The organism is Streptomyces sp. NPDC059092 (assembly GCF_042756365.1).
In the GTDB taxonomy this organism is placed as follows: domain Bacteria; phylum Actinomycetota; class Actinomycetes; order Streptomycetales; family Streptomycetaceae; genus Streptomyces.
In genome coordinates this window covers 44735-57979 of record NZ_JBHZEJ010000012.1, presented here as the reverse complement: position 1 = coordinate 57979, position 13245 = coordinate 44735, and the positions used below count along the sequence as shown (strand labels likewise).

Genomic DNA, 13245 nt, shown 5'->3' with positions numbered 1-13245 from the left:
CCCGCGGGGCGAGGGGCACCCGGGGCGGGGAATGGGGTAGAGTTGCCGACGACGCGAAGCCGATCACTGGCTCGCCGAGCGGGTGTAGTTTAATGGTAGAACATGAGCTTCCCAAGCTCAGAGCGCGAGTTCGATTCTCGTCACCCGCTCCACGACTAAGGTCCAGGTCATCGACCCGGGCCTTGTTTGTTGTCTGGGCCTGTCTAGCTGCTCCTCCCTGACCGGAGCCGAGAGAGGGCAGGCGTGACGGGGCTGTTGCAGGAGCCCGGCTCGACGAAGACGGTGCCGGTGGTGGTGTCGGTCACCCGGAACCTTCTGCGGCGAACAGGTCAGGCATGGTGAGCAGGCCGTGCAGGAAGGCGCTGAGCGGGTCGGTCGGGCACTGCCCCTGCTTCTCCTCCGGCTCGTTTCCAGGCGGCGATGCGCCTCACCGCCGTGCCCACCTCCGCAGGAGTGAGCTCCCCGTTCAGCACGAGGTAGCCGTATAACTCGTGCTCGCCAACCGGCCAGAGCGCGAAGTCGTCGACGGCGGAGATCTCCAGAACGGATTGCATCACCATCACATGGGGATGATGCCGGACCCACTGCTGCACCGCCACGGGCTTTCAGCTGCCGCACCGGACTCGGAACGGGCTCGCTAGCTGGGCAGTTTCGCGGTGCGCTCCGCGTAGGCGAGGGACCGTACCGACGCCGATGCCTAGCTCTCGTACTGGACTCCCGCCCGTTGTCACCCGCTCCACGATCAAAGTCCAGGTCATCGAGCCGGCCCTGGTCATCCGAGCACTCCCGGATGCGATGTCAGACGCATGGGGCAAGGTAGCCGGGGGCGGGGCTGTCGCGGTTCGCCCGGGTGGACGAGGAACCTGTGGAGAAAGTGACATGCCGAAGATCCCCAAAGGGCGGCGGGTGGGCCAGGCCGCGGTGAACGCGCTGCGCACACTGCTGGAGGAGCACGACCACATCGTGCAGGAGATATCCGGGCAGAACGACTTCGGTGAAGATTTCTACGTCACCTTCACCGACAACGACGATGTCACCAGCGACACGATCAAGGTCCAGGTCAAGGGAGGCGACAGCTGGCGTCGGGGCAACGGCTATGTCGTGCCCGTCGACCGGCATCGCGATACCTGGTCGGAGGGCAACATCCCGGTCTACTGCGTGGTGTACGACCCGGACGCCAAGAAGCTGTACTGGGCCAACGCCACCCAGCAGCTCCGCCGCTCCGGTTCCTTCCATGAGCCGCGCTTCATCGGGATCAGCCCCAATGCGGTGCTGGACGACACCACCCTGGGCTCCTTCGTCGCCCAGGCACGCCGCTACGTCGGGCGCTACCGCGGCCGGCAGGCCGTTCTTACTCACCTTGAGGAGATGTCCGGAGCGGAATTCGACCCTGCCGATCACGTTCTGCACTTCGTCAACGGTGACGACGAAGACCTCATCTTCTGGAAGCGCCCGGGCGACGCAGTGGCGACACTGCTGCTCAGCACCGAGGAATGGGAACCGGCTTGGGTCACTCTGGAGTCGCTGATGCGGTCCGAGCTTCAGCTGCCCGAGCCCCAGGACGGCCTCGGGGCCCCGGACATCGATCTGTTGACCGCCGAAGACCTGGGGCTGGACCGAACCGAACTCATGTGGGTGGCCGCGTGCTTCGCCTCCACCCGGCAGGCCGACGAAGGCCCGGAGGGCGAACTCGTCGAGTGCGAGGGCTGCCCGAGTTGCACCGGGGAGGAGCCCCCGGAACACGGCAGTATCGCAGCGGACGTCATCCATACGTACGTGCTCGAGCGCATGCTCGACCGCATCGATGCCGAGCCCGACCTCGTGCAGCGCTCGATCCGAGCGATGCGGGAGGAAACCGATCTGGAACCGAACATCGTGGCCGAACTCGGCTCCCTCGAAACTGAGCCACGCATCGTCCGACAGGTGCGCAAGCTCAGCCGGGCAACGGTGGAATCGGTGGACGACATCGAACCGGAAGCCTACCGGCTGGCCATCCTGTATCTCATCCAACGCATCTACGTGGGCGGCCCCTCGCTCCCCCTCGACGAACAGGTCCGAATCATCTGGCGCATCCCCGAGCCGACAGGGAGGGAGTGACATCCGGATCGTCGCGTGAGCGTCCGTACCTGACGGCGACGACGCCGTCAGCCGACCGGGCCACAACTTCCCTGTAGCGACGGTAAGAACTTTGCTCTTCGGGAAATCCCTCGGTGACTCCGTCCAGCACATGATCAATGAGTGATCACACAGAGACAATCGCCTCTTCGTCACCGCGCCAACCGCCTCAGGCAGCCCATTGACTGTCGCCGTAGAGCTCCGTGATGTTCAGCTTCCGACAACGCGGAACCTGCGTCCCGGAGAGGCCAGGCCCCGAATCAGACGAGCCGTCAAAAGTTCGCGAACCCGATACTCTCCGAGCACACCCTGGCAGGGCCCGCCACACCGCTACCCTCGTGCCCCATCCGTGCCCAGCAGAGCGGACAACAGCGGTCAGGTACGGCTTCCACAGACCGTGTCCATCCATGCCGACCGACGCAAAAGCGCATCTCAGCATCTCTCCAACAGCCCAAGAACCGCTGATTCCCAAGCTCAGAGCGCGAGTTCGATTCTCGTCACCCGCTCCACGACGAACCCCCAGGTCAACGACCCGGGGGTTGTTTGTTGTCCAGGCCAATTCGAAGACCACGCACCATTCGTGCACCACCTGGCGGTCGATCGGCGCAACGACGCGAGTCTCCGAGACCTGCCGAGTGTCCGTTCGGGCACATTCTTGAATCCCGAGATCGACGTCGCGTGATGTGCGCCACGCCTCTGGTCGTTCCGAAATCACTGAACGTCGCGACGGTTGATCGGCGCACAAGCATCACCGCCGAGCGGACAGAACCGAGCACTCCACGTGGCAATTCACCGGTTCAGGAGCTGACGCCACGTCACGTCAGCCCCAGAACGATCGGTCAATCCAGCGTCAGGCCCGGCGCAGCACTTCCGCACCACTTGCCTCGCCGTCGGCCACGTCATGCTGTTCCGCGCGCACGCGGGCGTCGAATGCTGGGGGTAGATCAGGGCCCGCCTTCTCCGAGGACTGGCCGGTGCGGACCATGGCGTCCAGGAACTCCCCGAGCGCGGCCCTGGACATCGGACCGCTCCCGGTCGCCATCGCCTCGCCCCGATCGATCAGCACGAAGGAGGGCGCGCCGGTGACGCCGTACCGCCGTACGGGGCCGGGGGCACCGTGCGATGTCGGCCCGCACGACGATCAGTCGGCCCTCGTGGACGTCGGCCACCTCCCGCACCAGGACATCCATTTCCTTGCATGCTGCCGCGGCCTTGGGCCACACCCCGTGGAAGTACGCGAGCACCGGCACATCCGCCCTCGCCAGGATGAACTCGAACTCGGCTTCCTCACGGGGCCGTTGGACCCTGTTCGCCATCGGTACTCCTTGACGCTCCACTCGGTGCGAGGCAGTGGGTGCCTCCTGGTGTCTCCCGACCGCGACGGCCGTACCGCCCGTCAGTGCGCCCTGCGCGCTCGGGCGGCCTTGCGGGCCTCCGCCATCGTGCGCGCCTCCGCGGCCTTGCGGGATTCCTTCGGCGGGCGGCCCGCGCGGGTACCCAGCCCCCGGAACGCCGCGTCGCCGGTCTTCGCCCCGTCCTGCACCGGCGGGCGCTTCGCGCCTGTGATGCTGGTCAGCCTCTCCTCACCGGAGCGAACCTGAGCGACCGTGGGCCGGATCCCGGCATCCGACATCATCCGGTTCACGTCCCGGCGCTGGCCGGGCGTGACCAACGTGACCACGCTGCCGGACTCCCCGGCACGCGCGGTGCGCCCGCCGCGGTGGAGGTAGTCCTTGGGGTCGGAGGGCGGATCCACGTTGACGACGAGGTCCAGGTGCTCGACGTCGATGCCACGGGCAGCGACGTTGGTGGCCACCAGCACAGTGATCTCCCCGTCCTTGAACTGGGCCAGCGTGTGCGTGCGCTGCGGCTGCGACTTCCCGCTGTGCAGAGCACCCGCCTGTATGCCGCTGCTCCGCAAGTGGCGGGTGAACTGGTCCACACCGTGCTTGGTGTCCAGGAACATCAGCACCCGCCCGTCCCGAGCCGCGATCTCGGTGGCTGTCACGTACTTGTCGGCGGGATGGACATTCAGTACGTGGTGCTCCATCGTCGCGACCGAGCCCTCCGCCCGATCGACCGCGGCGAACACCGGCTCACTCAGATATTGCCTGACCAGTTGATCGACGTTGCGGTCGAGCGTCGCGGAGAACAGCATCCGCTGCCCGCCGGGGGGCGTCCGGTCCAGGGCCTCCGAGACCTGCGGCAGGAAACCCATGTCGCACATCTGGTCCGCCTCGTCCAGCACCGCGATCCGCACCCGGTCCAGGTGACAGTCCCTCCGGGCGACGAGATCGGCCAGCCGTCCCGGCGTCGCCACCACGACCTCGGCACCCGCCCGGAGCGCCGCCACCTGCCGGCCGATCGCCAGCCCGCCGACCACAGTCACCGAGCGTAGCCCGAGCGCCTCCGCGTAGGGAGCCAGCGCCTCGCTCACCTGCTGCGCGAGTTCCCTTGTCGGCACCAGGACCAGCGCGAGAGGGCGCTTCGGTTCGGCGCGCCGGCCCGCCGTACGTGCGAGGAGCGCAAGCCCGAAGGCGAGGGTCTTTCCCGAGCCGGTCCGCGCGCGGCCGAGGACATCCCGGCCGGCCAGCGCACTCGGCAGGGTGGCCGCCTGGATCGGGAACGGCTCCCGTATCCCGAGCCCCGCCAGCACCCCCATCAGCTCGACCGGCAGTTCCAGCTCCGAGAAGGAGCCGGCCGGTGGGAGGCCAGGCGTCGGTGTCCCCGGCACCGAGAGCTCGCCCCGCGGGGCGCTCCCCCGGTCGGACCTGCTGGGTCCGGAGCGACCGGAGGCCGATTGCTTCGCCTTCATTGGGGGTTCCTCGTTTCGGCGCCCTGAACGGACCTGGGCCCGTACCTTGTCCGGCACGGGCCCAGGCTCTCTGCAAGCGTGACCCGACCTTACCAGCGCGGGCCTCGCGCCGGCCGTCCCGCGGCCCGGCCGGGTACCCGCCCACGGGGATCGTCACGCGCTGAAGGCCGGTAGACCCCTCGACATCCGGGATGCTCTTGCCGAGCGGTACAAGGGTTCCTGCCGTAGGTGGCCGGGCGCTGGACGCTGGACGCGATTGCCCCGCAGACGGAGACCATGGCGGGCACGGTCGAAGTGCGGGCGATCGGGGAGTTCGGGATCGCTGTCTCGCGCTTGCACTGATACGTGACCAGCATGTCCGTGCACGGCGCATACCCGGCGGAAGGCCAGAAGGCCGATTTACGAGTGAGAGCGTGATGGCCCCCTGCTGACGTCCCTCGACGTCGCCGCGCCCGTCCCCCACCGATAAATCCGTAGATCACTTCACATCATTCCGGGAGAACCTATGACCGTGAGCAAGAACATCAACAACCCTGTGGGCCTGAGCGGCGGCCGGCGCGAGAGGCTGTCCCGCGCCGAACGGCAGAATAATGGTCCGCACCGCAACCTCGACCGCAAGGGCGCCGCCGACCGGAAGGCGGAGCTGGTGCGCAAGATCCGCGAGAGGCAGGCGCAGCCGAGGGCGTCGGGCAGACGGGCAGACGGGCAGACGGGCGACGACACCGCACAGAGCTGACGCACCACTGTCGCAGGGCGGCACCGCACGGGGCACGGCCAGGGCCTCGACGCACGGCCCGGGCCCCGCTGCCGTACCGGGGTCTGCGGCCGTACCGAACGCGGCCGCTCCCGCTCAGCTTTCGGCCGACCACCAGTGTCTCAGCCGACCACCCGGGGATGAACGTGCCACTACGTGCCAGTCAGGACGGTGGACAGCGGTCAGCTGGGGCCCGAACGAAGCCACTGCGGCACGCTCGCAGGGACGCGTTTCCCAGGTCAGAGGCGGGCAAGCCTACGCAGTACTGGATGGACCCCGTGGTGTAAGTAGGGTTACAACGCGTCAGCTCGTGGCTTCAGCCGCCGCTCCCCGCGCCGGAGCGGCAGAGCGCATCGCCTACGCACGCAGCGAGATCACCGTGGTGCCGGAGCCGACCGGGCCCACCCGCAGGACGGTGCCGGTCAGGTCGTTGAACGACGTCATCTTGATGCCTCCGTGCGCGTCCGCGGACGACATGGCCACCCGGTACGCCGCCGGGTCGGCGTCGCCGATCTCCAGTTCCACCACCGCCCGGCTGTTGGGCGGCACGGTCACCTTGAGGGAGTGCGTGCCCTTGGAACGGTGCAGGGAGACCGAGACCGGGCCGCGCAGGGACGGGACCGTTCCTTCGACCTCGGTCAGCTTCCCTGTCCTGGGCCGGACGCGGAACCCGGCCGCGCCCGCTTCCGTGACCTGGACGCCCAGTACGTGCCGGGCCACGGCGTTGGCGGGGGCGGAGGCCCAGGCGTGGGAGAAGGTCATGTTCGACTTCAGCGACGGGTCCCATGCCTCCGTGACAATGGTGGCCTTCAGGTCGTCGATCATGTGCAGCCATGAGTTGGTGGCCCTGGAGGTGAGCAACGCGAGCGCGGCGTCGGCGCGGCCGAGTCGGAACAACGCGTCGAGAAGGAACTGCGCCCCGTACACGCTCATCTTCATACCGCCTGCGGCGAGAGTGTCGCCCATCCTGGTCAGCACCTCGCCGTCGAGGGCGGCGTCGACACCGAGCGCGACCGGGAAGGCGGTGGCGTGCTGGGCACTGTGGGTGGTGCCCGCACCATCGCGGAACCGGCCCGCCGAGGTGTCGAGCAGGGTGTCGCGCATGGCGGCGGCGAGGGTGTCCGCCCGCTCCCGCATCAACGCCTTCTCATCGCTCTTGCCGAGGGCGGCGGCGCACTTGGCGAGAGCGTCGAAGGCCGCGTACTGGAAGGCGTTGACGACGGTGTTGACACTGGTGAAGATGTAGCCGTCGCGGCTGGTGGCGGGCCAGTCGACCAAGTCGCCCAGATTCTGGCTGGAGTTGCCGGGCGACTTGTGAACCAGACCGTCGGAACCCAGATAGGAAGTGAGGTTCTTGGCGGCGAGCAGGGCATAGTCCTTGGCGAGCTGCCGGTCGTCGCCGGTGGCGAGATAGTCCTCCCAGGCGGAGATCGCGCACATCAGCCGATACTCGGTGGGCCAGGTGCCCTGGCGGACCAGGTAGTCGTTGGACCACCGGGCGAGCGCGTACGAGCGCTGCACGCCGTACTCGGAGAGCTGGTTGATCAGCGCGTCGCCCTCGTAGGGGCCTCGCTCGCGGGTCGGGGTGTCCTGGTAGAGGTCGCCGCGGGTCGCCTCGATGGAGTAGCGGCACAGGTCCCAGACCTGGTCCAGATCGGGGTCCGAGCTGCTGAAGCGGGAGTCGGAGTCGTCCCAGTCGAGCTTCCAGGCGCGGCCCCTGACGGTCGCCCGGGACAGGTCGACGGGGGTGCGCAGCTCGGCCCAGCGGAAGCCGCGGTAGCCCCAGTGCTCGAAGCGCTGAGCACCGTCGCGCAGAGTCCAGACCTCGCGGTAGAGGTTGGTGGCCCGCAACTGATATTTCACGGTGTCATCGGCGTTGAGTTCCTCGCCGAGGCGCACCTCCACGGTGTCGCCCGCGTTCCCGGTGACCTCCAGGGCCAGCCCGCCGACGATCTCCCGGCCGAGGTCCACCAGCCAGCGGCCGTCAGCCACCTCGGTCACCGAGGCCGGGGTGACGTCGTGCAACCGTACGGGCTCGATGAGCGCCGGGACCAGGCCGTCGATGGCGGAGCGGGATGCGGGGGTGAGCCAGTCGGCGTCGTCGAAGCCGGGCTCGGTCCAGCCGACGGGCTCGTTGCGCAGATCCCAGTACTCCTGGGGCACGGTGAAGAAGGTGCTGCCCGCGCTGCCCCCGGCCGGGAGCAGACCGTCCTGGCCGCGGGCTCTCCAATCGCCGCCCGAGCCGATGGTGGTCCGGCTGCCGTCGGTGTAGGTGATCTCCAGCTGGGCCAGGAACTTTTGCTCCGAGGGGGTGTGACACAGCGCGGCCAGAGCGTTGGCCCCGTCGGCGCGCAGGGTGTCGGTGATGTCGAAGGACTGATACGCGGCCCCGGAACCGGAGCGTACGGAGGCGTAGCCGACCAGACTGGCGTTGCTCCACACCTTGGCCACGTACTGCCTGGCCGGGTTGGCGGAGGTGGCGGCAACGTGCAGCACGGCGGCGGCGACCTTCTTGCTGGACGCCAGGCCGTACTCGTGCCGCAGCAGCGCCCAGGTGTTGTCGGCGCCGTAGGAGGAGAGCGAGGAGGCGTCGGTGGGGAAGGTGAGGACACCGTTCGCGACGGTGCCCGCGGAGAACGTGCCCTTGTCGGAGGCGAAGTCGTCCTGGAACAGCACGGTGCCGTCGGCCGCGGTGAAGCGGACACTGTCGTACACCTGCGACTCGGTGCGGCCGTTGCGCAAGCCGATGTTGCCCGCCGTGTAGCGGGTGTGGGTGGTGGTGTCGACGACGGTGCCGTTGACGCTGGTGGTGAAGGCGGAGCCGGTCATGGTGACCGAGAGGTCCACCCACTCACCGGTCGCGACCGGGAAGGGCAGAGTCACCTCGCCGAGGACGCTGTACGTACCATTCACGCACACGTGCTTGCGGAGCACTCCGGCGGTAACGCCGGCGCGCAGTTGCCACATGTAGTTGTTGGCGGTGTCGGTGGCCCGGAACCACAGACCGGCGGCGACCGCGGTGATCTTGAGGCGGGCGGCGAAGGCGCCGTCCGTCATGGTGGGCCCGGTCGGGGCCCAGATGGGCTCGGCCTGCCACTCGTCCTCCACCGCGGTCGCCATCAGCACGGGCTCCGACCACGACGACGGCTTGTCCGCCCAGTTGCGGACCCGCCACCAGTAGGCGGTACGCGGTTTCAGCGCCGGACCACCGTAGGCCACGGCGGTGGACTCGGCAGCGGCCACCCTGCCGCTGCTCCAGACCAGTCGGTGGTTCTTGAACCCGGCCGGGGTGGTGGCGATCTCCAGCTGGTAGGCGCGCTGGCGGGTACAGGGGCCGAGGTCGGGGACCTGCCAGCTGAACCGGGGCCGTTGTCCGGCGGTGCTACCCAGAGCCTGCGGCAGCAGGTCGGTCAGCAGGCCGGTGGGCGCAGGGGGCACGCCCTTGCCTTTGCCCTGCGCGGCGGCGGACGCCCGGGGTCCGGTGAACACGACAGAGGCGGACGCGGCGGCCCCCAACTGCAGGGCGGTTCTGCGCGTCGGGTGTCTGGACATGGGCAGCCCCAGTGGATGAAAGGTTTCATTCGGGTGCTCGGAGGCTAGGCGCCGTCCAGAAAGCGGGTCAACAGATGGGACGAAAGAAACGACCGAGGTAGAAGTGAAACGATACATTCTGGTGGAGCTGAGCTCTCGCTCCGCATCGACACTGCGGTCGCTGTCAGTGGAGGCGCCGGTGGTTGTACCGGTCGACCCACTCGACGGTGGCCAACTCGACCTGGGGGAGCGACTTCCAGGGACGCTGGGGTTTGATCAACTCGGTTTTGTACAGACCGGTCGTTGACTCCATCAGGGCGTTGTCTTACGCGTCCCCGACTGACCCAATACCCGCCGCGATGCCGGCATCCGGTGTCACCGGATGACAACGACGGACAGACGCAGATGCGCGCATGGAGCGGCCCGGTCCTGTCCCGGCGGAACTTAAGCGCTTAGGCTACGCTGGAATCCCACTTGGCCCGGCGAGGAGGAGTCCGCATGCGCACGACGTTGGACCTGGCAGGACGTTGGACATGGACAGTCGTCGCCGACGGCCGGACTCCGGTGCCGGAAGCGGCCGTCCCGCTCATCGGCCAGGCCATCGATGCGCAGGTCCCGGGGGCGGTCCACCTCGACCTGCTGGCGGCGGACCTCATCCCCGACCCCTTCGTCGACCGGAACGAGGACGAGGTCGCGTGGGTGTCGAGATGCGACTGGGGACTCAGCCGCACGTTCGCCGCCGCCGTTGGCGCGGAGCGGATCGACCTCGTCCTCGACGGTGTCGACACCATCGCGTCCGTCGCGGTGAACGGGCGGACGGTCGGAAGCACCCGGAACATGCACCGTTCCTTCCGGTTCGACATCACGGCGGTCGCGGCCGAAACGAATGCCGTCGATGTCCGGTTCACGTCCGCGTACACGGAGGCGGAGCAATGGGAGCGCGCGCTCGGAGCCCGGCCCAGTGCCTACCCGCAGCCCTTCGCGTTCATCAGGAAGATGGCGAGCAGCTTCGGCTGGGACTGGGGACCGACCCTTCCGGGGTGCGGACTGTGGCGTGACGTCAAGGTGGAGGCGTGGAGCACGGCGCGGATCGCCGCGGTCCGTCCCCTGGTCGACGTGTTCGAGGACACCGGCATCCTCACCGCCCACATCGACATCGAGCGAACCGTCTCGGGGGCGACACTCCCGTTGCACCTGGAGGTCGAGATCGCCGGGCAGGCCGTCCACGCCGAGGTCCAGCCGGGCGAGGACTCCGCGACCGTCGTCGTCGCCGTTCCCGGCGTACGGCGGTGGTACCCGCGAGGACTCGGCGAACCACACCTGTATCCGGTCGAGGTCTCGCTCCGGTCCGGAAAGGAGCGGCTCGACGAGCACCGCACACGGGTCGGCTTCCGGACGGTCACCGTCGACCGGGAACCCGATGCCCACGGCACCCCGTTCGTCGTGACGGTGAACGAACGCCCTCTGTTCGTCAAGGGCGTGAACTGGATCCCCGAGAGTGTCTTCCCCGGGGAGGTCACCGACGACCGCGTCCGGACCCGTCTGGAACAGGCCGCCGACGCGAACGTGAACCTCGTCCGCGTATGGGGCGGAGGGGTCTACGAGAGCGAGGCGTTCTACACGGCGTGCGACGAGCTCGGCCTGCTCGTGTGGCAGGACTTCCTCTTCGCGTGCGCCGCCTACCCCGAGGAGGAGCCGATACGCTCCGAGGTGCTCGCCGAGGCCCGCGAGAACATCGTGCGGCTCAGCTCTCATGCCAGCCTCGCCGTTTGGAACGGGAACAACGAGAACCTCTGGATGCGCCTCGACAAGGACTGGGCGGCGCAGCCAGGAGGCGCGCTCACCTGGGGCGAGCGGTACTACCTCGACTGGCTCCCGGACCTCGTTCGCGAACTCGACCCCACCCGCCCCTACACGGAGGGGAGCCCCTGGTCGGGCAGTTGGGCGTACGAGCCGAACGACACCGACCACCAGACGTTCCACTCCTGGGACGCCTGGAACGAGGACGACTACGCGGTCTACCGGGACAGCTCTCCGCGCTTCGTGTCCGAGTTCGGCTGGCAGGGCGCGGCGGCCTGGAGAACGCTCCGGGACGCGATCACCGACCCCGAGCTGCGCGTCGACGCCGAGAACGTACGCCACCATCAGAAGGCCATCGACGGACACGCGAAGCTCGCGCGCAACCTCGCCCGGCACCTCCCGCCGACGGAGGACTTCGACCGGTGGCACCTCCAGACGCAGTGGATGCAGGTCGAGGCGGTCCGCACCGGCGTGCTGCACTGGCGCGCGAGCCGGCCGCGGACCACGGGCACCATCGTGTGGCAGCTCAACGACCTCTGGCCCGTCACGTCGTGGTCGGCGATCGACAGCGCCGGCCGCCGCAAGCCGCTCTATTTCGCCCTGCGCGACATGTACGCGCCGCGGGCCGTGACCATCGAGCCGTGTGACGGCGTGCTGCGGCTCTGCGTCATCAACGACGACGACGAGGCGTGGGACACGACGGCGCACCTCGCCCGGCGGCGTCTCGACGGCGAGCCCGTCGCGGAGCGGTCGTACGCGCTCTCGGTTCCGCCGCGTTCGGTGACCCGCGTGACGCTGCCGCCGGCTGTCGCCGAGTCGTCGGATCCGGGCGCCGAGTTCCTCCTCGCGACGGTCGACGACGAGCGGGCCTTCTGGCACTTCGCCGCGCCGAGGGACGCACGGCTCGACGGAACGCCGCTGGAGATCACGGTCACCGCCGTCACCGGTGGGCTGGACATCGGTGTTCACTCACGTCACCTCGCGCGCGATGTGCTCGTCCAGCCGGACCGGATCCATCCCGGGGCGACGGTCGACCGCGGCTTCACCACCGTGCTGCCGGGGGAGACGGAGATCTTCCGTGTCCGCGCGCCGGAGCCGCTCGACGCCGCCTCGCCGCGGGCAGCGTTCGTCGTCGCCTCGCTCAGGGATAGCATCGACTCCGAATGACGGGAGCTGGCATCGGTGATGACGAGTGCTCCGCAGCCCCGGCGGGTCACGATCGCGGACGTCGCACGGGAGGCGCGGACGTCGACCGCGAGCGTCTCCTACGCTCTGAACGGCCGGTCCGGTGTGTCTTCGGCCACGCGCGAACGGGTTCTGGAGGTGGCGGCCCGGCTCGGCTGGTCGCCGGCGAGCGCCGCCCGCACGCTGGCGGGCGCGGGCGCGGACACGATCGGTCTGGTGCTCGCCAAGGACCCTCGTGATCTCTCCGTCGAGCCGTTCTACATGCAGTTCATCGCCGGCGTGGAGACGACGCTCGCGTCCCGCTCGATGGGACTCCTGCTGGAGGTCGTGCCCGACACGGACGCCGAGGCCGAGGCGATCAGGCGCTGGCACAGGTCGCGTCGGGTCGACGGCGTCCTGCTCACCGATCTGATCCCGGACGATCCGCGGATCTCCGTCGTGTCGGAGGGCGGCATCCCCGCGGTCGTCGTCGGCGACCCGAGCGTCGCGGCCGGACTGACGACGGTGTGGACGAACGACGCCGAGGCGATGCGGCAGGCGGTCGAGCATCTCGCGGCCCTCGGCCATCGACGCGTCACCCGTGTCGCGGCCCCCCGCCGCTATGCGTACACGGCCATCCGCGACGACGCTTTCGAGCACGCCGCCCGCGCCGCGGGCCTCGAACACGACATCGTGCGCACCGACCTCTCACAGGAGTCCGGTGCGGCAGCCGCGCGCACCGTGCTGTCGTCGCCCCGTGCGCCGACGGGTCTGTTGTTCGACAACGACGTCATGGCGGTCGTAGCGCTGACCACCGCACACGAACTGGGTCTCTCGGTCCCCGGCGACGTCTCCATCATCGCGTGGGACGACTCGCTGCTCTGCCGCCTCGTGACGCCGGGGCTGACGGCGCTCGGCCACGATGTCGTCGCCCTCGGCGCCCATGCCGCGCGTCGGCTTCTCGACGTCGTCGACGGTGCGGACCCGTCCACTCATCAGGACGCGACCCCAACATTGCAGTTCAGAGCCTCGACCGGTCGTGCGCCGGTCGAGGTCTGACCTTCGC

The 13245-nt window shown here is 68.9% G+C and carries 8 protein-coding genes, 1 tRNA gene and 1 pseudogene; 5 read left to right on the top strand and 5 right to left on the bottom strand.

Annotation, left to right across the window (positions count from 1 at the left end; all coding sequences use genetic code 11):
* Positions 1-78: 78 nt before the first annotated feature.
* Positions 79-152 (top strand) — tRNA-Gly (locus tag ACFXPL_RS10265).
* A gap of 177 nt (positions 153-329) precedes the next feature.
* Here ACFXPL_RS10265 and ACFXPL_RS10260 read toward each other — a convergent pair.
* Entirely contained in the window at positions 330-599 is a 270-nt protein-coding gene (locus ACFXPL_RS10260) for a hypothetical protein (protein WP_384915560.1), read from the bottom strand.
* Between the two features lie 280 nt (positions 600-879).
* Between ACFXPL_RS10260 and ACFXPL_RS10255 the strand changes: the two genes are divergently transcribed.
* Positions 880-2097 carry a DUF4365 domain-containing protein gene (locus ACFXPL_RS10255; RefSeq protein WP_384915557.1) on the top strand — a complete coding sequence of 406 codons (1218 nt, stop codon included), beginning with the start codon at positions 880-882 and terminating at the stop codon, positions 2095-2097.
* A gap of 868 nt (positions 2098-2965) precedes the next feature.
* Here ACFXPL_RS10255 and ACFXPL_RS10250 read toward each other — a convergent pair.
* On the bottom strand, positions 2966-3136 hold the full coding sequence (locus tag ACFXPL_RS10250; RefSeq protein WP_384915554.1) for a hypothetical protein: 171 nt from the start codon (positions 3134-3136) through the stop codon (positions 2966-2968).
* Between the two features lie 375 nt (positions 3137-3511).
* Positions 3512-4930: a DEAD/DEAH box helicase gene (locus ACFXPL_RS10245; protein ID WP_384915551.1), complete on the bottom strand. Its 1419-nt coding sequence runs from the start codon at positions 4928-4930 to the stop codon at positions 3512-3514.
* Between the two features lie 505 nt (positions 4931-5435).
* Between ACFXPL_RS10245 and ACFXPL_RS10240 the strand changes: the two genes are divergently transcribed.
* Positions 5436-5666 (top strand): DUF6243 family protein, encoded by a 231-nt coding sequence (locus ACFXPL_RS10240; RefSeq protein WP_384915548.1) that lies wholly within the window; start codon positions 5436-5438, stop codon positions 5664-5666.
* Positions 5667-6041: 375 nt separating this feature from the next.
* Here ACFXPL_RS10240 and ACFXPL_RS10235 read toward each other — a convergent pair whose 3' ends face one another.
* Together ACFXPL_RS10235 and ACFXPL_RS10230 are read right to left on the bottom strand one after the other, a co-directional pair.
* Positions 6042-9236: a family 78 glycoside hydrolase catalytic domain gene (locus ACFXPL_RS10235; protein ID WP_384915545.1), complete on the bottom strand. Its 3195-nt coding sequence runs from the start codon at positions 9234-9236 to the stop codon at positions 6042-6044.
* 169 nt (positions 9237-9405) lie between these two features.
* Positions 9406-9564: pseudogene (locus ACFXPL_RS10230) on the bottom strand (integrase core domain-containing protein); the annotation flags it as partial.
* A gap of 149 nt (positions 9565-9713) precedes the next feature.
* Here ACFXPL_RS10230 and ACFXPL_RS10225 point away from each other — a divergent pair.
* The gene (locus ACFXPL_RS10225; RefSeq protein WP_384915541.1) at positions 9714-12182 is read left to right on the top strand and encodes a glycoside hydrolase family 2 TIM barrel-domain containing protein; all 2469 of its coding nucleotides are present in this window, start codon (positions 9714-9716) and stop codon (positions 12180-12182) included.
* 18 nt (positions 12183-12200) lie between these two features.
* Entirely contained in the window at positions 12201-13238 is a 1038-nt protein-coding gene (locus ACFXPL_RS10220) for a LacI family DNA-binding transcriptional regulator (RefSeq protein ID WP_384915538.1), read from the top strand.
* Positions 13239-13245 lie beyond the last annotated feature (7 nt).